The sequence below is a fragment of the Jannaschia donghaensis genome (assembly GCF_001403795.1).
Lineage (GTDB): Bacteria > Pseudomonadota > Alphaproteobacteria > Rhodobacterales > Rhodobacteraceae > Jannaschia > Jannaschia donghaensis.
In genome coordinates this window covers 185,507-206,075 of the sequence record NZ_CXSU01000011.1, presented here as the reverse complement: position 1 = coordinate 206,075, position 20,569 = coordinate 185,507, and the positions used below count along the sequence as shown (strand labels likewise).

Below are 20,569 nucleotides of genomic sequence, written 5' to 3'. Positions count from 1 at the left end.
CTCCGATGAAACCTATTTTCTTGCTGGTCGCCGTTGTGTCTTTCGCGTCTGGATGTGCCCGGATCGCCGACGTGGGCCAGGCACCCGAATTGACTCCCGTCTCCCAGAGCGCGGAACACGTGGCGATGGCCGCGCCACAGCCGGTCGATATTCTGGCACAGCGCGATCCGCTGCGGGCGGCATCGCTTTGGACGGGAGACCGGAAATCCCTGCTCGGCGATCGTCGGGCCGGCCAGCGCGGCGACATCATGACGGTCGTCGTCGAGATCGACGAAAGTGCCGAGATCGACAATACGACCAACCGGTCGCGCAGCGGGTCCGAAAACATGCAGCTCCCCGAGCTTTTCGGTCTGCCACAGCGGATCGACGAAAGCCTGCCAGCCGGATCGAGCCTTGCGAATGCCGTTTCGACGACGTCCTCCAGCGCCTCGAATGGCTCTGGCGGGGTGCGTCGACAGGAAAAGCTGACGCTGCGTGTCGCGGCCACGGTCATCGAAGTCCTGCCCAACGGCGTCTTGCAGATCGAAGGACGGCAGGAAGTCCGCGTCAACTTCGAGCTGCGTGAGATGATCGTGACTGGATACGTTCGCCCCGAGGACATTTCCCGGCAGAACGAGATTACCTACGACAAGATCGCCGCCGCGCGGATTTCCTATGGCGGTCGCGGACAGATCACCGATGTTCAGCAGCCCCGTTATGGACAGCAGGTGGCCGACATCCTGCTGCCGTTCTGAGCATGGCGAAAGTTCTGGCACTGATCATGATCATCGCGTTGGGCGGCGGTGGCGCGGCGGCCGGGTTCGTCCTGCGCCCCCCGCCCGAGCCTGCGGATCCGGAGGCAGCCGTGCCCGAGATTGCGGAGGATCTCGATTCCGTCGCGACCCTGCGCGACGGTTTCATTGTCCCCGTGCTGCGCGATGGCCGTGTCTGGAGTCACGTGGTCCTGCGTCTGGGCGTATCGTCCGATCGAAGCGCGTCGGATCAGATTGCCCAGAAGGAGCCTGTCCTGCGCGATGGCCTTAACGAGGCATTGTTCCTTCACGGAAATCTGGGCGGCTTCGACGGCGACTTCACGGATCCGGTATCGATGGCGCGCCTGCGGACACGGCTCGATGCGGTGTTGCAGGATCGGTTGAGCGATCCGACGGCGAAAGTCCTCATCGTGTCCATGGCCCGTCAATCGGGCTGATATCGGCGCGCGGTCAGCGTCGTTTCTGCAGTTTTTCAAGGATAGCCGCGCGCGCGGTTTCACGGGCCTGCGCCTCCCGCTGGGGCTGCGCAACGGTATTGAGCCGCGCGACGTGCAGGTTAATCCGGGCCAGGTTCTGGCCGCGCCATCTCTCCCATCTATCGCGCATGACGGATTCCGCCATACTGTCGAAGGGCGCGTCGGGAACATCGCGCATCGCGTCCGCCCTTCGTTCCATTTCATCGATGAGCACCTGAACTTTCGCCAAGCGTCCCGATGCACGATCGGCGCGAAGGCGGGCGAGCCGGCCCAGCAAGGCAAGGCGTTCTGCCCGGGTCACGGCTGATCCTTTCGCGTCAGATCGCGTGCGAAGCGAACGGCGACGGCCACGGCAGCGAAATGCGCCCGGTCGATCGGTTCACCGATTTCGACGCTTGCGAAGATTGCCCTGGCCGTGGGCGGATCGCTGAAGAGCGGCACACCCGCCTCCGACGCGACCTCGCGGATGCGCGCCGCCGTGTGATCGACCCCCTTGGCCACGCAAATGGGCGGCGATGGATCCATCGGAGACCATTTCAGCGCCACGGCGTAATGGGTTGGATTGACGACAACGACGGTGGCTTCGGGCACGTCTGACAGCATCTGGTTCAGGGCAATTTCCTGTGCGCGCTGGCGGCGGCGGCCCTTGACGTGCGGATCGCCTTCGGACTGCTTGCTCTCATCCAGAACTTCCTGACGCGTCATCATCTGTTTCTTGAGGTGCGTGTGTCTTTGCCAGAAGTAGTCGATGGCCGCGATCGCACCCGACAAAATGACAACGACGACGCAGAATTCGGCCAAGAGTGTGGGAATCATTGCCGGAATCGCCCGCGGCGCGCCAGCTGCGGCGGCAACGAAGCGATCCGCATTCTGAACAAGGAAGATACCCATCAAACTGCCGAAAAGGGTCATCTTGACTGCGGATTTGGCAAATTCGAAAAGACCGTTCGGACCGAACTTGTTGCCCGCGTTCGCGATGAGCGAGATGCGCGAGAGTTTGGGGGCGAGTTTGGTCGGCGCAACCACGAAGGCCTGTTGGACGATCAGCACGACGATGACCAGTCCGGCCGGCGGCGCGGTCAAAAGAAGGATCGAGAGAAGGCTCTCGCCCAGGATGCGCCCCGCCTGACCCGTGCCGCCCGCCCGCAAGGGGCGTCCGAGCGCATCGGCGTTTTGCAAAAGACTGCCGCCGAGATCGGTGAGGCGCGCGCCGACACCGGGGGCGAGCAGTATCAGGCACAGAAGGGCCCCGAGGTAGCTGGCCCAGGTCGCAAGATCCTGCGATTTGACCAGCTCACCCTTCTTTCGTGCTTCGGTGAGTTTTTGCTGCGTCGCCTCGTGACTGCGCTCTGCGCCATCGTCCTGACTCATGGCAAGCCCCCAAGGATCGGGTCGGCCAATGCCGCGACCATTGCCGTTTTCCAGACCGATAGGATCAGCGGTGCAGACAAGAGAAGCAGGACGAGGCTTGCCCCCGTTATCGCAGGTGCGCCGACAAGAGCGACCATCAACTGCGGCATCGCGCGATTGATGACGCCCATCGCCGCGTTATAGATCAGCGCGGCCAAGGCGAACGGCGCGGCGAGTGCGAACGCAAGGGAGAAAGCTTGCGCCGCGCGCGAAACACCCCATGCGACCAAGTTATCGCCCTGTAGCCCAAGCCCGATCGGAAAGACGTCGTAGCTTCGAATTATCATGTCGATGACCATCAGTGGCAGATTCGAAGCCATCAGAAGCGCGATGCCCGCGAGGTTGAGAAGATTGCCGATGGCCGAAGACGGCTCGACGGAGCCGAACAATTGCGCGAGCGACGTCAGCTGCGCCGCCATCATGCCCGCCATCGTCAGTGCCGACGCCAGAAAACGAAGGACGGCCCCGAGCGCGAGACCGATCGTCGTTTCCACAAGGATCAGGGTGCCATCGACGGGCGTGTCCAGCGGAAGAGATGGAGTCACTGCCGTGGTGAGAGCAAAAGTTATGACCAGGCGAATGCGCATTGGAATCATGCGGTCGCCAAGGCCAGGCAGCAGAAGCATCAGGCCGCCGACGCGAAGAAGCACGACGAAACCTTGGGTCAGAACCGGGATCATCGCATCGTGGATCGCAAGCAGGGCCTGGATCACGCAGCGACCGATCCAAGGATCGCGGGTGTCGCGGTCGTACCGATTTCTTCGTAGGCCACGACCGGATTGGACAGGCCCTTGGCCGCCATCACCTCATGCAGAAACCTGCGACGGCGCGCAGAAGTCACGATCGCGGGATGGTTTCCTTGTTCGGCGGCCTGTCCGATGCTGTCGGCGAGACCCAAGGCGAGTTTCTGAAACAGTTCCGGTGGAAGAGCGATTTCCGCACGTCCGTTTCCGCCATCGAGTTGGTGCATCTGGAACGCAGCCTCCCAATCCGGAGAAAGCTGAATCAACGGCAGGCTGCCGTCCAATCGCTGCAGGCCCCGCATGATCTGCATTGCGATACGCTGACGCACGTGATCGGCCATATCTTCGGGCGACAGGCCTGCCTCCCGCCGTTCGGCCATGGCCTCGAGAATGACAGGCAGGTTGCGGACGGAAACACGCTCCGCCAGCAGAAGGCGCAGCACCTGCAACAAAAGCTCCATCGAGATTTTGTTCGGAACGAGATCTTCCAGGAATCGACGGTTGGCCAGGGCTTTTTCGGGGGCGGAAACCTTGGTGAAAGCATCCAGCAACTGCTGCAGCCCCTTCAGGCCCAGAAGCTGCGGAAAATGGGATTTGATGACTTCAAGAAGATGGGTCGCCAAAACCTCGCCCGGAGTCACGAGGGTTTCTCCGATCAGGCTCTCCGCTGCTTCGGCGGGGATCCACCGGGCGGGCGCGCCATAAACCGGTTCTTTCACATTGCGCCCTGGCACATGTTCCGGCGCACCGGCACCGGTCAACATCAGGACATGGTTGCGTTCGAGGCGGTCGCGGGCCGCCTCCACGCCGTGAATGCGGATGACGTAGGTTCCCGCCGATAGACCCTGGTCATCCGTAAGCCGAATTTCCGGAAGGATGATTCCAAAAGTCTCGGCGATGTGATTTCGAAGGCCGGAAATCCGGCTCTCAAGCCCGTTCGCGGGGTCCAACGCCAGATCGACGAGATCGAGAGCGAAATCGACACGAATCTCGTCCAGGGCCAAGACATCGCCGATGGGCCGTTCAGACGACAGAGGTTCCGCGTCGTCGACGACGGGCTCGGCTTGGATGCTTATCGTGCGCCAGCGCAGCGCAGCCGCCCCAGCCAAGATCGCACTGCCGATTGTGAACGGCAAAAATGGCAAACCCGGAACGATGGCAAAGATGAACATGATGAACGCGACGGTGGCGAGGGCCGACGGATGTCGACCGACCTGCGCGATGATGTCCTTGTCGACTGCGCCGTTGCCACCGCCGCGGGCCAGCAACAAACCCGACGCGATGGAGATGATCACCGCAGGGATCTGGGAGACGAGACCGTCGCCCACCGTCAGGATGGCATAGGTTTCGATCGCCTCTCCAATTGGCATGCCGTGTGCGATCATTCCGGCGGACAGACCGACCACCAAGTTCAGTATCGTGATCAGCAGACCCGCGACCGCGTCCCCCTTCACGAATTTCGACGCGCCGTCCAATGATCCGAAAAACGTCGTTTCAGCCAGTTCGGTTTCGCGGCGGCGCTTTGCTTCCGTATGATCGATGGCGCCGGCGGACATGTCGCTGTCGATTGCCAGTTGCTTTCCAGGCATGCCGTCCAAGGCGAAGCGTGCACCGACTTCGGCCATCCGGGTCGCACCCTTGGTGATGACCATGAAGTTCACGATGAGAAGGACGCCGAACACCACGAGGCCTAATGCGACGCTTCCACCCATGACGAAAGATGCGAACCCTTCGATCACCGATCCGGCTGCGTCCGTTCCGGTATGACCTTGGCCGATGATCAACTTTGTGGAGGAGACATTCAGGGACAGACGCAGCATGAGCGAAGCGAGGAGAATTGTCGGAAATGCTGAAAAATCCAGCGGTCTTTCTATGAAGAGCGTGGTCGTGAAGATCAGGATCGCAATCGCGAAACTTGCGGAAAGCCCGACGTCCAGAACCCAGGCCGGCATCGGAAGAATCATCATTATGATGACAGCCATCAACGCCAGGGCCATCATGACGGTCGGCTGAAACATGGATTTCATGGACTGGATCCGTTGGCTGCAGGTGCTGCAGATTGGTCTAGCCGCAGTTGGTTAATGCGAAGTTACAGACCATCGATGAGTTGACGAACCAGCATGCCGGTCTCCCTGCTTCGGGACAGAACTTCATCGGCGGCAGCAAGATCTCCGTCCGGAAGGCCGGTGTCATTTCGGCGCAGGATCGCGTCTGCCATCCGCGTTCGCGCAGTCCATTCATCCGGCGGTGCTGCGGTAAGCGCAGGGAAATCTCGGGCAAGCCAGGGCTCGGAAGGAGCGATCGGCGCATCCGCAATGTCCGGCAGCCGATCATCTGGCAAGACGGCGAAGCGCTGGGCGGCATCTTCTAGTCCGACCGCCAACAGGGCTGATCTAGCGCGAAGTCGCGCGGGATCATCTGGCGCAAGATGAGGTTCGAGACGCACGATGAAGGCCACGCCATCGACCCCGGCGGCGTGTTTTTCAATGACCCCAAGCATTTGTTCAGCTGTGATTTTCCCAGTGGACACCATTTCGGCCGCAGCCCCGGCGAGCCCGGCCAGGACCAAGGCTTCTGCGAGTTCGGCGTCCAATTCGTCGCGAAGCGCGCCAGCTGGAACCGAGGGTCTCAGTGCCCGGACGTTTTCAATATGCAGACGATCTGGTGGCAGGCCGACCGTGTTGGTTTCGGCAAGATGGCTGATTGCCAACCGGATCGCGGCTAGGTCCGTACCGGCCGCCGATGGGATCGGTGTATCGTTCTTCCCAGTGTTTTCGGGCGGTCCGAGCCCTGTCAGAAGATCGGCGCGATTAAGGCGTGACAGTTCGATCTCCAGACGACTCGATAGGTCCGCCCATCTGGAAGCAGGCATCCGGTCCAGAAGGACGACGACGTCCGCTTCATTCGCCCGCGCCCACAATTTGGAATCGACTCCGGTCAACAGGGCGACGACCGCCGCGCCTGCACCGCAGCCCGGATCCACCTGGTCTTCTGCATCTACGGGGACGCCATCGAAAGCGGCGGCAATCACGAGAAAGCCGGCTGTATCGAAGTCGGCAAGGTCTGCCGTCATGGCAGCCTCTACGCCCCAGCCGAGGCGTAGATAGGTTCGTGCCAGGCGTTCGACCGCTTTATCATCCAAAATGTCTTGACCCGAGAGCAGGCCGTTGCGGGCTGTCGTCAACTCCGACAGAGCGATCTTGGGATCGTAAACCAGTGTTTCGCTTGCCAACGCATCGATATTGCAGGACGTGCCGGACGATTGTGTCGGCTGCTGTCGCTTTGTCTGAGGGACCAGCGCAACACTGCCTAGTGGATGTCTGCGGAACTGATCACCAGGAACGGCAGCTATAGGATTCGGTGCGGTAATGACCGGAGACGGGGTGGCGTTTGGCACCGGGGCGTCGCGAAGATCCGCGAGTATCGGAAAGATCGTATTCCGGGGGGCCAGTTCGAACGGTATCACGCCTCCGGCTTTTGCGGGGATTGCGATCGGTGGTGTGTTCCGTCGTGCCGGATCGGGGTCCTCGATATCGATAACGATATGACCGCTCGCGATTTGAGATACCACAACCGGACAATCGCACCCAAGACTCAACTGGAGGGTCTTGCCGACAGATTCGACCGCGACGAGTCTGTTACGGGGAATAAGGTCGAAGACCTGATCGAGGTCGAGGGTCGGGACATCTTCGAAAAATTCAATTTCGAATCCGTCGGCGGTACGCTTGGTTGTCCATCTTCGCCCAAGATCGTCGGCAAACACCAGGCGGCTGAATGTGGCGTGTTCACCAGACCTGACGGTGGTGGCTTGGGCGTTTGCCCCAACCGTCCAGATCGATGCCAGGAACAACCACAGAAAATGGACACACCGCAACGTCATGCGGCCTTCCGTGCCTTCAGCGCTTCTTCGAGTTCGGCATAGCTGGGTCGGATGTGGGTCGGCGTGGATTGCCGACCAACTTCGATGCAGATGTTCGTCGGATGATTTTGAAGGTTCGCCACGAGAACGTCTTGGATCAGACCATAGAAGTTCGAATCCTGCTCACTCACGGCTTTCAGACGCACTGAGAAAGGCCCCACGATCCCATAGGCAAGAAAGACGCCCAGGAACGTTCCGACCAGCGCCCCGCCGATCAGCTTGCCAAGCACTTCAGGTGGCTGATCGATCGATCCCATGGTCTTGATGACACCCAGCACGGCTGCGACGATTCCAAGCGCCGGCAAGCTATCGGCCATGTTCTGCAACGCATGGCTTGCATGCATGGAATGGTGGAGGTTTTCCTCCAGCCGATTTCCTAGAACTTCTTCGACCTGATGCGGGTCGTCGTAATTCATGGAAACGGCGCGCAGCGTGTCGCAAATCATCGCGACCGCTTCCGCATCGGCCAGAATGCGCGGGTAACTCGAAAAGATAGCGGAATCGTCGGGGTTCTCGATATGTTCTTCCAGTGCCACTGCATTTTGGCGACCGAGACGGATCAACTCGAACAGCAGACACAGAAGTTCACGGTAGTCGTCCGGTTTCCAATGAGCCCCCTTGAACACCTTTTTGATGTCCCGAAGCGTATGTTTGACCTCAGCCATGCTGTTGCCGATCAGGAAGGCCCCCACGGCGGCACCTCCGATCATCGTCATTTCGAAAGGAAGTGACTTTAGGATGATGCCCATCTTTCCGCCGGCCATGAGATAGCCGCCGAAGACCATGATGAAGACGCAGGCAATTCCGGCAATTCCAATCATGTTCTACTCCGTCGCTGCGTTTGCATTGCGCCCGGCCATCAACACGCTGAGTGCATAGGCTTTTTCCGGGCTGAGATTGGAGAAGAGTGCTGACGCGGCATCGGCGGTCATCCGGGCAAGAAATCCGGATGCGAAGGCTGGCTCCATCGCTTCGAACAAGACGGCGGCCTCCTTTGGCTTCATCCCCTCATAAACGCGCACCAAGCGGTCAATATCGGTGTCCGCCGCCGTACTGGACATCTGCATCCGGTCGGCAAGCCGGGCTTCGGCGGCGGCCATTCTGCGCAGCGCCGCTTCGATTTCCTGCCGGGCCAACGTAATGTCCTGTTCGCGCAGGGCGACGGCCAGTTCGCGGGCCTTCATGGCCTCGTCACGTCGGTCCAGATCGCGGATCAACTCCGCGACTTCCCGCGACTCCGTTCCGTCCAGCCGGGAAAGCGGGGCCGACGCCGGTGTCGGCTCTATCGTGGACCGCGTCGACAAGCTGGCAGACACAATCCGCGTCAGGCCTGACATCGTCAGCACGACAATTACGAGTGTGATCGATATTTTGCGCAAGGATCGTGGCCACAGGTTCATCGGTGACCCTCCGACGCGACGGCATCGGGCCGGGATGCGCGAAAGCTCGGCAGCATATCTACCTGTGCGGATGCCTCGTCCTGTAAAAGGTGTTCGGCGACGTCGCCCTCCAGATCCTCTAGGCTGACGAGTAGCATCTCCATACGACCGATTCGATCGTCGGCTCTGGCATTGCCTTGCTCAAGCAGATCGGCTCGATCCCGAGCGCATTCGGTCGCTGTGTCTATCGACGCCTTCAGGTCATCGACCTGCTTCGTAAGTGTCGCGATCGTACCACCAAGCCCCGAATCGACGTCGTTGAACGCTCTAAGTCGCTTCGTCAGCACACGACACCAGAGCGCCATCGCACCTGTTCCGGCGAGCAAGAGGAGGTCGGAGATAAGGCCAAGTATTTGCATGTCAGGTAATCACGAAATCAATGATGAGAAGATCGCTGACCGACCCGTCGCCAGCCAGCAGTTGCACGCGGCGCAAAAGTTGCGCCCTGAGGTCCAGGAGAGCCGTCGGATCTTCGAGTCGCGTGACCGACACCGCGCGAAGGTACGTCGAGAAAATGTCGAGGATGCGCGGCTGAAGGGCCGCGACATTCGCGTGCCCCTTCTCCAACTGAAGAACGGCGCGGAACCGCATCTGGCGAATCGATCCCGCATCGCCCACCGAGATCATCATCGGGTCGAGTTCCAGATAGATCGGTGCGGCGGGCCCGTTGTCCGATCCGTCATTAGGGTCGCTGGCCATGTCCGGTGACCCGAGCAGAAGGCCCGAATGGGTCGCGTAAAATCCGCCACCGCCAAGTCCAAGGGCAAGGACGACGGCAATCAGCCAGCCAATTTTTCCAAGCCCTTTCTTAGGCTTGTCAGAATCGATCGCGTTTGGGTCTTCGGAATCGGCCATGGGAATACCCTCATGAGTTCGAGGTTTGTCCTAACTGACCGGGGCTAACCGAATGTTAATGCAATTGCGGAATTCTAGGCCTCGTACCCAGAACGGGTAGCAGCATCCCGGAGGATCGCGTGTGGAGAACCTGACGACAGCCTGGCAGGCACAGGACAAGAAGCGGCTTGCGATCTTGGCTGGCGCGACGCTTGTCGCGTTTCTTGCCGTTTTCTTTCTGACCCGGTTGGCCACGGCCCCGCGCATGGAGTTGTTGTTCGCGCGGCTCGAACCCGCTGCTGCCTCCGAAGTGGTTGCCAGTCTGGACGCGCGCGGTGTCGCCTATGACATTCAGGGCGATTCGATCTACGTCGATGGCGCGATGCGCGATGCTCTTCGAATGCAGCTTGCCGGTGAAGGGCTGCCGCGTATGGACGGTACGGGCTACGAAGTCCTGGACGGGCTGAGCGGGTTCGGCACGACCTCGCAAATGTTCGATGCCGCATATTGGCGCGCGCGAGAGGGGGAGCTGACGCGAACGATCCTTGCCTCTCCGGGGGTGAAATTGGCGCGTGTCCATCTGGCGACGGCCGATTCGTCCCCATTTTCCCGCGATCGGTCCGCAACGGCTTCCGTGACGGTTCAGATGACGTCGGGGGCCGTCGGGTCTTCCTTGGCGCGTGCGGTCCAATCGCTTGTGGCGGGGGCGGTCCAGAACCTCGTTCCAGAAGACGTCACGGTGATCGACGCGGCGAGTGGGCGGGTCGTGGGTGGCGGTGCGGTCGATACCGAGGAAGATCAGCGCGCAACGCGCGTCGCTGAGATGCGGGCCTCCGTCGAGAACCTTCTGGCAGCGCGTGTGGGCGAGGGGCGGTATGTCGTGGAACTTGCCGTCGAGACGCGCAAGGATGTCGAACGCATCACCGAACGTGTTCTGGACCCCGACAGCCGCGTCGTGTTGAGCACCGACACCGAAGAGCGAACGGCGTCCGATCGCGGTGGCGCGGGCGTCGGTGTCACGGTGGCCAGCAACCTGCCCGAGGGTGATGCCGCCGACGGGGGCGAAGGATCGCAAAGCAACAACGCCGAAACGCGGGAACGGGTGAATTACGATTTCTCCGCAACCGAACGTCAGATTGAGCGGGGACCCGGCGCGATCGAGCGGCTGACAGTCGCCGTTATGGTCGATGGCCAGGCTGCCGTCGCGGAAGACGGCACAACCGAGTGGGCCCCGCGCGATGCCGCCGAACTCGACATGATTCGAGAGCTGGTCCAATCCGCCGTTGGCTTTCGGGAGGAGCGGGGGGACGAAGTGACCGTGCGCAGCATGGAATTCGACGTGCCGGCCAATGCCGACGCGGCACCCGGTCTGTCGCTGCCTTTCATGACCGGTGGGCAAGTCACGCAGCTTGTGACCGCAGGCCTCTTGGCCGCCGTCGCATTAGGCCTTCTGGCGTTCGTCGTCCGTCCGGTCTTGGCGCGCGTGATGACTCCGCAATTGCCCGCACCGGTCAGAAACGGCGAAGTTCTTGAAACGGACCCCGGCGGAGCCGATCCGTTGGCCGCTCCGCAGGAATTACCGGCACCGGATCGCGCCACCGCCGACCGGATGGTCACGGCGAAACCCGATGCCGCAGCGGCGATGGCCGATCTTTCCGACCTGAGCAATTTGGGCGCGTTTGGCGCGACGGAGGGAGCCGATGGCGATCCGCAGGATCCTGTTGACCGCCTGCGGAGCCTGATCGCGGACCGCCGCGAGGAAACGGTCGAGGTTCTGCGTGGCTGGATGGATGAGACCCCGACGGAATCGCAGCAATGACGGCTCTTTTAGAGGATTTTGGACGGTCGGCGCGGCATTCCGCACCCTCCATGCCCATTCCCGAACCCGAGGATGGTCGGTTCGATGACGGATACAACGCCGGTTGGGACGATGCGATGGCCCAGGTCGATGAGGAGCAGACCCGGGTCGGCGCGCAATTGGCAGACCGTCTGATCCAACTCTCCGGGGAGCATTGTGATCTGCAGGGCGCGCTGATTGCAGATCTGGAACCGGCCTTGCGCGACATCTTCGACAAGATCCTGCCTCACGCTGTCGAGCGGAGCTTTCATGCGACGCTGGTCGAGGAAATCACGTCGGCGCTTGAGTCGGCGAACGGTCAGCTACGGATTCTGGTTTCGCCCGAAGACGTGTCGGCGCTGTCGCGGTTGCTGACGCACGCCGGCATTCCACCCGATCAGGCAATCGTCGCCGCCGAACCCGCGCTTGCAATGTCGCAGGCCCTGATCCGGTGGACGGGTCAGGAACGGCGGATCGATCTCGACGGGGTCCTGTCCGACATGGACGCGGCCCTCGATACCTATTTTGCCACATTGAATCGGGGGCAGAATGCCGCCGACGTGAAGGAGGCCTGAATGTCCGACGCATCCCCTGAACCCAAATCCGCCCTGTCCCGCGTACCGGTGGAGATCACGATCTCGGTCGGACGCGCGCATCCGACGGTTTCCGAATTGCTGACGCTGAAACGCGATGCGATCCTGCCGCTCGATCGGGGCGTTTCCGATCCGGTGGAACTCTATGCCGGGGATCGTTTGATCGGACGCGGCGAGTTGCAGGAGATCGAGGGCGATACCACCGGGCGTCTCGCCGTCAAGCTGACCGAAGTGACCGAAACGGACGAAATCGCGTGATGCATCGCCATGCGCGACTGGCCGTTCCAATCGGCCTAGTGTGCCTTGCCTGCCTGCCGGGGATGGCTGCGGCCCAGGATCTCAATCTGGATCTGGGCGACGGATCGGTCACGCTGCGCACGGTTCAGCTGATCGCACTGCTCACCGTGCTGAGCTTGGCCCCCGGAATTGCGGTCACTATCACGTGCTTTCCATTCATCGTGACCGTGCTGTCGATCATGCGTCAGGCCATCGGCCTGCAGGCGGCCCCGCCCAATATGCTGATCATCAGCCTCGCTATGTTCTTGACGTATTTCGTCATGGAGCCGGTGGTCATGGCAGCCTGGGACATCGGCATTGGTCCCCTTACACGCGGAGAGATGGAGCCGGCGGACGCCATTCCAGCGGCGATCGAACCCTTTCGCACCTTCATGATGGCGCGCGTCGACGTCGACACTTTGGCCCACCTCGCCGATCTGCGTCCACAGGCGGAGGAGGGAGCGCTGTCGGTCCTGGTCCCGTCCTTCCTGCTGTCGGAGATTACGCGAGCGTTCCAAATCGGCTTTCTCGTCTTCATGCCGTTTTTGATCATCGACATGGTGGCGGCAGCGATCCTGATGTCGATGGGCATGATGATGGTTCCACCCGCGATCGTCTCTCTGCCGTTCAAGCTTGCGTTCTTCGTCGTCGTGGACGGCTGGACGCTCATATCAGGCGCGCTCGTCCGCAGTTATCTTTGAAAGAGGTTCTCATGTCCCTTGCTCCCCCTGCCAACCGATCCCCCGCCATCGCCGCCCCGGTCGCACCGGTGACGAATGCCGAAAAGGCCCGCGCCCTGATCGCCATGCTGGAGCCGGGGCAGGCCGCGCCCGAAGGCGTGTCGCCCGAGCGTCTGCGCGATTGGGCCAATGACCTGATCCGCACGGTTGAGGGCGAAGCGCCCAAGGCACCGCCGCCGCGTCGTCGCCGTCTGTTCACCAAGGCCCCGCCAACGCTGTCGACACCTGTTTCGCCGCAACCGACCGGCGGCACGCCGACCAGTCCGGCGTCACGGTTGAACCTGACGGCCCCGATGCCCCATCGGCCGCAGGCGCAAGCCGGGTCCGGCGTGTCGACGGACCCCAGCGTATTCGCTGCCGCGGACGTGACCCGGATCGTGGATGCCACGCTCGATCGGGCGACCCTCGCACGCGAACACCCGGCGATCATCGCGATGACCCTGCTGGGCAAGCCATCGATGGATCAGGCCAGCGCCCTGCGCAGCCTGCCGGGTGGGCAGGTGCGCGCGGTCCACCGGGCCTTGCGTCAATTGGAGGCGCGCTGATCCGGAGGATCGGCGGAGCGGATCGCTCCGCCAAAACCCGCAGACGAAATCAGCGGGTGAACTTCTTGTGCAGCACGCGCTTGGGCTCCAGCGAGTCGGGGCCCAGGCGGCGGGCCTTGTCTTCCTCATAGGCTTTGAAGTTGCCTTCGAACCATTCGACGTGGCTGTTGCCCTCGAACGCGAGGATGTGCGTGCACAGCCGGTCGAGGAAGAAGCGGTCGTGCGATATGACCACGGCGCAGCCGGCGAAGTTCTCGATCGCGTCTTCCAGCGCGCGCAGGGTCTCGACGTCCAGATCGTTCGTCGGTTCGTCGAGCAGCAGGACATTGCCGCCGTCCTTGAGCAGGCGCGCCATATGGACCCGGTTGCGTTCACCGCCCGACAGGATGCCGACCTTCTTCTGCTGGTCGGATCCCTTGAAGTTGAACGCCCCACAGTACGCCCGCGACGCGATTTCCGCGTCGCCCAGCTTGATGATCTCGGCACCGCCGGAAATCGCCTGCCAGACATTGTCGTCGGGGTTCAGGTCGTCGCGTGACTGATCCACGTAAGACAGTTTGACAGTATCGCCGAACTCGACCTTGCCTGAATCCGGCGTTTCCTGCCCGGTCATCATGCGGAACAGCGTGGATTTGCCCGCGCCGTTGGCACCGATCACGCCGACGATGCCGCCGGGCGGCAGGGAGAAACTCAGGTTTTCGAACAACAGCTTGTCGCCATAGGCTTTGGTCAGACCTTCCGCTTCGATTACTTTGTTGCCAAGGCGGGGGCCGTTCGGGATGATGATCTGCGCCTTGCCGACCCGGTCCTTCTCGGAGCGATCCGCCATCTCGTGATAGGCGGCGATCCGGGCCTTGGACTTCGACTGTCGGGCCTTCTGACCGGCGCGCATCCATTCGAGTTCGCGTTCCAGCGTCTTGCCGCGGGACTTGTCCTCCTTGGCTTCCTGCTCCAACCGCTTGGCCTTCTGCTCGACCCAAGCCGAATAATTGCCTTCGTAGGGAATGCCCTTGCCGCGCTCCAGCTCCAGAATCCAAGACGTGATGTCGTCCAGGAAGTAGCGGTCGTGCGTCACGATCAGGATCGTGCCCTTGTAGTCGATCAGGTGCCGCTGCAGCCATGCGATCGTCTCGGCGTCCAGATGGTTCGTTGGCTCGTCCAGCAGCAGCATGTCGGGCGCATCCAGCAGAAGCTTGCACAGCGCCACGCGGCGGCGTTCACCGCCCGACAGGTTCGTCACCGATGCGTCGTCGGGCGGGCAGCGCAGGGCTTCCAGCGCGATGTCCACGCGGCTGTCCAGATCCCACAGGTTCTTGCTGTCGATTTCGTCCTGCAGCTTGCCCATCTCCTCCGCCGTTTCGTCGGAGTAATTCATGGCCAGGTCGTTATAGCGGTCCAGAATGGCCTGCTGCGCGGCGACGCCCTGCATGACGTTCTCGCGCACGGTCTTGTCTTCGTCGAGTTCCGGCTCCTGGCTCAGATAGCCGATCTTGGCGCCCTCGGCGGCCCAGGCTTCGCCCTGGAAATCCTTGTCCTGACCGGCCATGATCCGCATCAGGGACGACTTGCCCGTGCCGTTGACGCCCACGACGCCGATCTTGACGCCGGGCAGGAACGACAGGCGGATGTTCTCGAACACCTTCTTGCCGCCGGGATAAGTCTTGGACACGCCGTCCATGTGATAGACGTATTGATAGCTCGCCATGCTCGATAGCCTCCGGAATTCGGGTATGGTCGCCATGTAAGACACGACCCGGCCCGGGGCAACGCCCGAACCAGGTCGCGGGGGTCAGGCCGCCTTGTCGGTCACGTAATCCTCCAGCAGGCGTTCATTGCGGGCCTCCTCGATGCGTTGGATGCGGTCGGTGCTCAGCCGGGCGTCGAAGCGGTACTTCACGACGTTGACCAGGCTGATCGTAAGCATCAGGACGGCGATGCCCCAGAACCCCTTGGTCGACAGCGGGACTTCCGGCGATTTGTAGAGCGAAATGGCCAGCAGCACGTAGCTTGCCACCACGCCGGCAAAGTTGAAGAAAATGATGAGACGGTTGTCGTCGTTGCGGTCCATGGGATCAGTCCTTTTCGGAGGGGATATCGTTGGTTTTCAGGCGGGCCAGCACATCGGCCCCGGTGGTCTTGCCGCGCTTGCCGAAGCCCGCGTCGGCCATGCGGTCGGGCAGGGTGTCGTACGACAGCTCCCCCTCGGTCTCGCGCAGGATGTCGGCCTGTTCGCCCGGATCGTCGCGACGCAGGACGTCGGCGATCAGCGCCTCGGCCTCGTCGATGGCGGCGTCCGTGCCCAATGTGGTGCGCAGACGCGACTGCATCAGCTGTTCACGGCGGATGGAGCGGGCGGCCATGGCCCCCTGCCGCAGGTCGATCAGACGGCGATGCGTCTGTTCGATCGTCCGGCGCAAACGGCTTACCCTGACTTCGACCCGGGACAGGGCATCGCGGCGCACGCGGGCCTCGTTCTCCAACTGTGCAACGGCCTCGGCAGCTTCGTTGGCAAGATCGTCGCGTCCGCCGTTCATGGCGTCGCGGGCTCGTGTCAGCAGATCGCAGCAGCGCGCCTCGACCTGATCCAGCTGACGCCGCTCGGACCGTTCGCGCTGAACCATCGTGGCCAGCGTGCCCTTGGCGGCCTTCATCTGACCGTCGGCCTCCCGGATTTTCTGATCGATCAAAGCGATCGCGTGTTTGTCGCGCAGCGCTTCCTCCTGCGTGGCGGCCGCGCCGCGAAGCAGGGTCGAGAGTGTCTTGAGCATGTCGTCACCTCCGTGAACCTTGTTCATAAAGATGACATGCGTCGCAAGTGAACGTTGTTCAAGTTATATTTGAACAACGTTCAAATGACGTTACGTCCGGTCGCCGACGACAGGATGAACCGGATCATGTCGGACAGCCGGTCGTCTGCCACGCCCGATATCCGATCCTCGATCCCCAACAGGACGATACCATGCACCGCCGAGAAGAGCGCCCGCGTGCGGACCCGGATTTCTGCGTCGGGCAGATCGGGATAGACCTCTCTCAGGGGGGCATCGATGATCGCCAGCAGCTGGTCGAGTGCTTGCAGATACCAGTCCGGCAGATCGCTTTGATCGGTGATCGGCACGTCGAACAGGGCGCGCCATAGCGACGGCTGGGTGGCCGCAAACTCCAGATAGGCTTCGGCCATCACGACCATGCGCGCCGTCGGGTCCGTCTCCGCCGACCGCGCCACCGCCCCCGAGACGTAATCCCCCAGAGCGGCGAAGGTCTGGCCGTTCACCGCCATGATGACGTCGTGCATGTCGCCGAAGACATTGTAGATCGACCCGACCGAACACTCCGCTGCCCGGGCCAGATCGCGCGCCTTCAAGGCGCCGGTCCCCTCGGCGACGATGCGGGTGCGGGCGATGTCGATCAGGGTTTCGCGCAGGCTGGCGCGGCGGTCTGCGGTGGACATGAACGCTCCGACTTTGAACAAAGTTCACAAATACGCGCCACGGGGTCGATCCGCAATCGCCTTGCACGTGCGACCCGCGCCGGTGTTGATGCCGGCATGAAACACGGACTTCCCATTGCGCGGCCGGGGCAGGTCATCGGCCTGTTGGGCGGGTCCTTTGACCCGGCCCATGCCGGTCATGCCCACATCACGCGCGAGGCGCTCAAACGGCTGGGGCTGGACCGCGTGTGGTGGCTGGTCAGCCCCGGCAATCCGCTCAAGACCCATGGCCCCGCGCCCTTGGCGCAGCGAATTGCACAGGCCCGTGCGGTGATGGATCATCCCCGCGTCGCCATCACGGATATCGAGGCGCGGCTTGGCACGCGCTATACCGCCCGTACGATCGCGGCCTTGCGCAGGCGTTATCCTGGCGTGCGGTTCGTCTGGCTAATGGGGGCCGACAATCTGGCGCAATTTCACCGCTGGCAGGATTGGCGCGACATCATGGACACCGTGCCCGTCGCTGTGCTGGCGCGGCCCGGCGACAGGACGGCCGCGCGCACGTCCGTCGCGGCCACGATCTACCGTGCGGCAAAGGTTTCTGCGGCTGACGCCTATGGTCTGGGCAGGCGATCCGCCCCGGCGTGGGCGTTCCTGAATGTGCCGATGCACACCGCGTCGTCCACCGCGATCCGGCGAAACGGCGGCTGGGCCTAGCGGCGGACCATCACCGTGGCGAGGCCGGCACCCACAAGAAGCGCCAGCCCGACGAGCGCCAGTGTATCGGGGAAGGTGCCGAACACCGTCCAGCCCAGCACCGTCGCGGAAATAAGCTGAAAATAGACGAACGGTGCCAGCACGGTCGCGCCCGTCCGGCGGTAGGCCAGCACCAGAAGCAGGTTGCCCGACGCCGAGGCCACGCCGGACAACAGCACCAGCTCCGAAACCGTGGCGGTGACCTCCGGCACGTCGACCAGTCCCAGCGGGGCCAGCAGCACGGTGCCCAGAACCGTTTGTGACAGCATCAGCTGGCGAGGCGGCGCGATGTCCGCCAACCATCGCGATGCCGTCAGAAACCCGCCATAGAACAAGCCGGCCAGCACCGCGAAGCCCAAGCCCGGCGTCATCCCGAACCCCGGCCGCACGACCAGCAGGACGCCGCAGAACCCCGCGATCAGCAGGACCGTCTGCGCCCGCGTCACCCGTTCCCCCAGCAGTCGGACCGACAGGACGTAGCTGAAGATTGGACCGATGAAGAACGCGCCAAAGGTCGTCGCGATGTCCTCGGTCCGAAGTGCGGTCAGGATGCTGGCGATGCCCGCCGCGATCAGGCCCGCGCGCAGCCAGACGCGCCAATCGCGGTACAGATGCCAATGGACCCGTCCCCCAAGGATCAAGGCGATCATCACCGCACCCACGGCAAAGCGGCTGAACGCGACGAAGAAGGGCGATGCGCCGTGCCCCCCGGTCAGCAGCTTGCCCGCGGTATCCCCCAGCGGGATCAGCGACATGGCGACGAACATCAACGCCACCGATCCAAGCATCTCGCGTTTCATGATGCCGGGCTATCACCGGGGGTTGATCCCGACCATGGGCGAAACACCTTCCCTTCCCGGCTGTGCCCATGCATCAAGACTGCACTGCAAAAGGCGATTTCAGAATGCGAAGACGATTTTTCCTCACCGGGGCGCTGACGACGGCGGCCCTCCCGGCCTGTGCCAATGCCCCCGATACGTCTGTTCGACCGACGTTCAAACCGGCGGATGCGCTGATCCGCTCGGCGCCGGCCGCCGACGCGATGGTCGAGGCGGCAGGCCTTGGCGGGCGGGTCGGGTTCGTCGTCGCCGACGCCCGAACGGGTGAAGTTCTGGAAACCTACAACCCGGTGCGGCCGATGCCGCCGGCGTCCGTCGCGAAGGCGGTCACGGGGCTTTACGCCTTGGAAACCCTAGGGGCCGACTACCGCTTCACGACACAGCTTGTTGCGACAGGCCCGATTGTGGGCGGGCGTCTGAACGGTGACCTGGTGCTGGTCGGGGGCGGCGATCCGGCGCTGGATACCGACGGTCTCAACGACCTTGCGACGCAGGCCAAGGCCGCCGGTCTGCGCGAAGTGACCGGTCGCCTGTTGATCGACGGCGCAGCGCTTCCTGCGGTCGAACGCATCGACCGGTCCCAGCCCGAACACGTCGGATATAACCCGTCCGTCGGGGGCGTGAACCTCAACTTCAACCGCGTGCATTTCAGTTGGGCGCGGGCCGGCAGCAGCTATTCCACGACCATGGACGCGCGCACCGAACGGTTTCGTCCGGCGGTCGCGACGGCACGGATGCGCATCGCCGACCGGTCGCTTCCGGTCTATACCTATGATCGCGAAGGCGACGTCGATGCCTGGACCGTCGCGCGGGGGCAATTGGGCGGGTCCGGGTCACGATGGCTGCCGGTGCGCAATCCCGACCTCTATGCCGGCGATGTCCTGCGTACGATGCTGCGGTCCAACGGAATCACGGCACCCGCCGCGCAGCAGGGCCGCGCATCGGGGACCGTGATCGCCACGTCGCAGAGCGCTCCCCTCGACCGGGTGGTGCAATCGATGCTGCGGTTTTCGACCAATCTGGTGGCGGAGGTCATCGGCCTGACCGCGACCTCCCGACGTGCCGGTGTCCCCCGTACGTTGGGCGCCTCGGCGGACGTCATGTCGTCCTGGGTCAATCAGCGGACGGGAACGCGGCGGCCGGATTTCGACGATCATTCGGGCCTGAATGGGTCGACGCGCATCTCAGCCTCCGACATGGTCCGGCTGTTGACCGCAAATGGCGCACAGGACCGATTGCGCCCTCTTCTCAAGGAATTGACCTTGGAAGGTCCACCGCGGCAGCCGGTGCGGGCCAAGACCGGCACGCTGAACTTCGTTTCCGGTCTGGCGGGATACTTCGACGCGCAATCCGGTCGCAGCCTGGCCTTCGCGACCTTCGCCGCCGATCTGGATCGCCGCAACGGTCTGTCCGTCGCCGAGCGGGAGCGGCCGGACGGCGGGCGGGCTTGGGGGCGCGCTGCGCGATCGCTGCAGTTTGACCTGATCGAGCGGTGGGCTCTGGTTCATCAGTGAGGCCGGCGATTGTCCTGGTCCGTCCGGAAATTGCCGGAAACACCGGGTCGGTCGGGCGTACCTGCGTGGCCTTGGATCTGGATCTTTGCCTGATTGGACCGTACGGATTTCAGATCACCGACCGCAACGTTCGCCGCGCCGGGCTGGATTATTGGCAGCATGTTTCGCTGCACGAATTCGATAGCTGGGATGACTTCCTGACGCGTCGCGCGCCGCGCCTGATGTCACTGTATCTGTTCGAAGAATACGGCGCGACGTCGGTCTATGACGTTGACTTCGCTCCCGACTTCCATCTGGTCTTCGGGCAGGAGACGGTGGGGCTGTCGACGGCGGAGCTGGCGGGGCGGGAGGATCGGTTGGTGAAGCTGCCGATGCGGTCGCCGCATATCCGGTCGCTGAACTTGGCGAATGCGGCGACGGCTGCGGCGTATCAGGCGTTGCGCGGCATCCTCTAGGCTGAGTAGGGTCC

General features: G+C 62.8%; 24 protein-coding genes. 10 read left to right on the top strand and 14 right to left on the bottom strand.

All coding sequences use genetic code 11. From position 1 onward, the window contains the following. The first annotated feature begins 5 nt into the window (after positions 1-5). Positions 6-734 carry a flagellar basal body L-ring protein FlgH gene (gene flgH, locus JDO7802_RS05455; RefSeq protein WP_055083452.1) on the top strand — a complete coding sequence of 243 codons (729 nt, stop codon included), beginning with the start codon at positions 6-8 and terminating at the stop codon, positions 732-734. A 2-nt stretch (positions 735-736) separates the two neighbouring features. Beyond that, entirely contained in the window at positions 737-1,189 is a 453-nt protein-coding gene (locus JDO7802_RS05450) for a hypothetical protein (RefSeq protein WP_055083451.1), read from the top strand. A 13-nt stretch (positions 1,190-1,202) separates the two neighbouring features. On the opposite strand, the gene JDO7802_RS05445 is transcribed toward JDO7802_RS05450, so the two are convergent. From JDO7802_RS05445 to JDO7802_RS05405, 9 genes are all read right to left on the bottom strand, one after another. Beyond that, positions 1,203-1,457 (bottom strand): hypothetical protein, encoded by a 255-nt coding sequence (locus JDO7802_RS05445; protein ID WP_144430536.1) that lies wholly within the window; start codon positions 1,455-1,457, stop codon positions 1,203-1,205. Positions 1,458-1,525: 68 nt separating this feature from the next. After that, positions 1,526-2,599, bottom strand: a complete 1,074-nt coding sequence (locus tag JDO7802_RS05440) for an EscU/YscU/HrcU family type III secretion system export apparatus switch protein (protein WP_055083447.1) — start codon at positions 2,597-2,599, stop codon at positions 1,526-1,528. After that, positions 2,596-3,351 (bottom strand): flagellar biosynthetic protein FliR, encoded by a 756-nt coding sequence (locus JDO7802_RS05435; protein WP_055083445.1) that lies wholly within the window; start codon positions 3,349-3,351, stop codon positions 2,596-2,598. The genes JDO7802_RS05440 and JDO7802_RS05435 overlap by 4 nt, the downstream gene beginning before the upstream one ends. Beyond that, a complete protein-coding gene (locus tag JDO7802_RS05430; RefSeq protein ID WP_055083442.1) occupies positions 3,348-5,408 on the bottom strand; it encodes a flagellar biosynthesis protein FlhA in 2,061 nt (686 codons plus the stop codon). The genes JDO7802_RS05435 and JDO7802_RS05430 overlap by 4 nt, the downstream gene beginning before the upstream one ends. A gap of 62 nt (positions 5,409-5,470) precedes the next feature. Further along, on the bottom strand, positions 5,471-7,231 hold the full coding sequence (locus tag JDO7802_RS05425; RefSeq protein ID WP_144430535.1) for a hypothetical protein: 1,761 nt from the start codon (positions 7,229-7,231) through the stop codon (positions 5,471-5,473). Between the two features lie 26 nt (positions 7,232-7,257). After that, complete coding sequence (gene motA / locus JDO7802_RS05420) at positions 7,258-8,121, bottom strand: flagellar motor stator protein MotA (RefSeq protein WP_055083438.1); 864 nt, start codon at positions 8,119-8,121, stop codon at positions 7,258-7,260. A gap of 3 nt (positions 8,122-8,124) precedes the next feature. Continuing rightward, positions 8,125-8,700, bottom strand: a complete 576-nt coding sequence (locus JDO7802_RS05415; protein WP_055083436.1) for a MotE family protein — start codon at positions 8,698-8,700, stop codon at positions 8,125-8,127. After that, entirely contained in the window at positions 8,697-9,098 is a 402-nt protein-coding gene (locus tag JDO7802_RS05410; protein ID WP_055083434.1) for a hypothetical protein, read from the bottom strand. Before JDO7802_RS05410 ends, JDO7802_RS05415 begins: the two co-directional genes overlap by 4 nt. A 1-nt stretch (position 9,099) precedes the next feature. Beyond that, on the bottom strand, positions 9,100-9,594 hold the full coding sequence (locus JDO7802_RS05405; protein WP_055083432.1) for a flagellar basal body-associated FliL family protein: 495 nt from the start codon (positions 9,592-9,594) through the stop codon (positions 9,100-9,102). Between the two features lie 121 nt (positions 9,595-9,715). Here JDO7802_RS05405 and fliF point away from each other — a divergent pair, with 121 nt between their 5' ends. Genes fliF through JDO7802_RS05380 form a run of 5 tightly spaced genes read left to right on the top strand, consistent with a single transcriptional unit; the run spans position 9,716 to position 13,564 of the window. Further along, a complete protein-coding gene (gene fliF / locus JDO7802_RS05400) occupies positions 9,716-11,392 on the top strand; it encodes a flagellar basal-body MS-ring/collar protein FliF (RefSeq protein ID WP_055083430.1) in 1,677 nt (558 codons plus the stop codon). A gap of 50 nt (positions 11,393-11,442) precedes the next feature. Then, positions 11,443-11,985, top strand: a complete 543-nt coding sequence (locus JDO7802_RS05395; RefSeq protein WP_055083429.1) for a FliH/SctL family protein — start codon at positions 11,443-11,445, stop codon at positions 11,983-11,985. Further along, positions 11,986-12,261: a FliM/FliN family flagellar motor switch protein gene (locus JDO7802_RS05390; protein ID WP_055083427.1), complete on the top strand. Its 276-nt coding sequence runs from the start codon at positions 11,986-11,988 to the stop codon at positions 12,259-12,261. Next, complete coding sequence (gene fliP, locus JDO7802_RS05385; RefSeq protein WP_055083425.1) at positions 12,261-12,980, top strand: flagellar type III secretion system pore protein FliP; 720 nt, start codon at positions 12,261-12,263, stop codon at positions 12,978-12,980. The genes JDO7802_RS05390 and fliP overlap by 1 nt, the downstream gene beginning before the upstream one ends. A gap of 11 nt (positions 12,981-12,991) precedes the next feature. After that, a complete protein-coding gene (locus JDO7802_RS05380; protein WP_055083423.1) occupies positions 12,992-13,564 on the top strand; it encodes a hypothetical protein in 573 nt (190 codons plus the stop codon). 49 nt (positions 13,565-13,613) lie between these two features. On the opposite strand, the gene ettA is transcribed toward JDO7802_RS05380, so the two are convergent. The 4 genes from ettA to JDO7802_RS05360 form a co-directional block, all read right to left on the bottom strand. Beyond that, positions 13,614-15,269, bottom strand: coding sequence for an energy-dependent translational throttle protein EttA (gene ettA / locus JDO7802_RS05375; protein WP_055083421.1), 1,656 nt, complete (start codon positions 15,267-15,269; stop codon positions 13,614-13,616). Positions 15,270-15,353: 84 nt separating this feature from the next. After that, the gene (locus JDO7802_RS05370; RefSeq protein ID WP_055083419.1) at positions 15,354-15,632 is read right to left on the bottom strand and encodes a hypothetical protein; all 279 of its coding nucleotides are present in this window, start codon (positions 15,630-15,632) and stop codon (positions 15,354-15,356) included. Positions 15,633-15,636: 4 nt separating this feature from the next. Beyond that, on the bottom strand, positions 15,637-16,359 hold the full coding sequence (locus JDO7802_RS05365; RefSeq protein WP_245624122.1) for a PspA/IM30 family protein: 723 nt from the start codon (positions 16,357-16,359) through the stop codon (positions 15,637-15,639). A gap of 53 nt (positions 16,360-16,412) precedes the next feature. After that, positions 16,413-17,012, bottom strand: a complete 600-nt coding sequence (locus JDO7802_RS05360) for a TetR/AcrR family transcriptional regulator (RefSeq protein ID WP_055083415.1) — start codon at positions 17,010-17,012, stop codon at positions 16,413-16,415. Positions 17,013-17,108: 96 nt separating this feature from the next. Here JDO7802_RS05360 and JDO7802_RS05355 point away from each other — a divergent pair, with 96 nt between their 5' ends. Further along, complete coding sequence (locus JDO7802_RS05355) at positions 17,109-17,708, top strand: nicotinate-nucleotide adenylyltransferase (protein ID WP_055083413.1); 600 nt, start codon at positions 17,109-17,111, stop codon at positions 17,706-17,708. Here the strand turns inward: JDO7802_RS05355 and JDO7802_RS05350 are convergent. After that, a complete protein-coding gene (locus JDO7802_RS05350; RefSeq protein ID WP_245624121.1) occupies positions 17,705-18,547 on the bottom strand; it encodes a DMT family transporter in 843 nt (280 codons plus the stop codon). The two genes, JDO7802_RS05355 and JDO7802_RS05350, sit on opposite strands and share 4 nt — an antisense overlap. Positions 18,548-18,651: 104 nt before the next feature. On the opposite strand from JDO7802_RS05350, the gene dacB reads away from it, so the two are divergent. After that, a complete protein-coding gene (gene dacB, locus JDO7802_RS05345; protein WP_055083411.1) occupies positions 18,652-20,100 on the top strand; it encodes a D-alanyl-D-alanine carboxypeptidase/D-alanyl-D-alanine endopeptidase in 1,449 nt (482 codons plus the stop codon). Then, a complete protein-coding gene (locus tag JDO7802_RS05340) occupies positions 20,079-20,555 on the top strand; it encodes a TrmH family RNA methyltransferase (protein WP_083481036.1) in 477 nt (158 codons plus the stop codon). Before dacB ends, JDO7802_RS05340 begins: the two co-directional genes overlap by 22 nt. Positions 20,556-20,569: the final 14 nt, after the last annotated feature.

Coding starts and splice junctions, on each gene's coding strand:
- dacB (WP_055083411.1), top strand. CDS start 18,652: ATGCGAAGACGATTTTTCCTCACCGGGGCGCTGACGACGGCGGCCCTC.
- ettA (WP_055083421.1), bottom strand. CDS start 15,269: ATGGCGAGCTATCAATACGTCTATCACATGGACGGCGTGTCCAAGACT.
- fliP (WP_055083425.1), top strand. CDS start 12,261: ATGCATCGCCATGCGCGACTGGCCGTTCCAATCGGCCTAGTGTGCCTT.
- JDO7802_RS05430 (WP_055083442.1), bottom strand. CDS start 5,408: ATGAAATCCATGTTTCAGCCGACCGTCATGATGGCCCTGGCGTTGATG.
- JDO7802_RS05415 (WP_055083436.1), bottom strand. CDS start 8,700: ATGAACCTGTGGCCACGATCCTTGCGCAAAATATCGATCACACTCGTA.
- JDO7802_RS05440 (WP_055083447.1), bottom strand. CDS start 2,599: ATGAGTCAGGACGATGGCGCAGAGCGCAGTCACGAGGCGACGCAGCAA.
- JDO7802_RS05450 (WP_055083451.1), top strand. CDS start 737: ATGGCGAAAGTTCTGGCACTGATCATGATCATCGCGTTGGGCGGCGGT.
- motA (WP_055083438.1), bottom strand. CDS start 8,121: ATGATTGGAATTGCCGGAATTGCCTGCGTCTTCATCATGGTCTTCGGC.
- JDO7802_RS05360 (WP_055083415.1), bottom strand. CDS start 17,012: ATGTCCACCGCAGACCGCCGCGCCAGCCTGCGCGAAACCCTGATCGAC.
- JDO7802_RS05365 (WP_245624122.1), bottom strand. CDS start 16,359: ATGAACAAGGTTCACGGAGGTGACGACATGCTCAAGACACTCTCGACC.
- JDO7802_RS05370 (WP_055083419.1), bottom strand. CDS start 15,632: ATGGACCGCAACGACGACAACCGTCTCATCATTTTCTTCAACTTTGCC.
- JDO7802_RS05395 (WP_055083429.1), top strand. CDS start 11,443: ATGCCCATTCCCGAACCCGAGGATGGTCGGTTCGATGACGGATACAAC.
- JDO7802_RS05410 (WP_055083434.1), bottom strand. CDS start 9,098: ATGCAAATACTTGGCCTTATCTCCGACCTCCTCTTGCTCGCCGGAACA.
- flgH (WP_055083452.1), top strand. CDS start 6: ATGAAACCTATTTTCTTGCTGGTCGCCGTTGTGTCTTTCGCGTCTGGA.
- JDO7802_RS05380 (WP_055083423.1), top strand. CDS start 12,992: ATGTCCCTTGCTCCCCCTGCCAACCGATCCCCCGCCATCGCCGCCCCG.
- JDO7802_RS05405 (WP_055083432.1), bottom strand. CDS start 9,594: ATGGCCGATTCCGAAGACCCAAACGCGATCGATTCTGACAAGCCTAAG.
- JDO7802_RS05350 (WP_245624121.1), bottom strand. CDS start 18,547: ATGAAACGCGAGATGCTTGGATCGGTGGCGTTGATGTTCGTCGCCATG.
- JDO7802_RS05355 (WP_055083413.1), top strand. CDS start 17,109: ATGAAACACGGACTTCCCATTGCGCGGCCGGGGCAGGTCATCGGCCTG.
- JDO7802_RS05390 (WP_055083427.1), top strand. CDS start 11,986: ATGTCCGACGCATCCCCTGAACCCAAATCCGCCCTGTCCCGCGTACCG.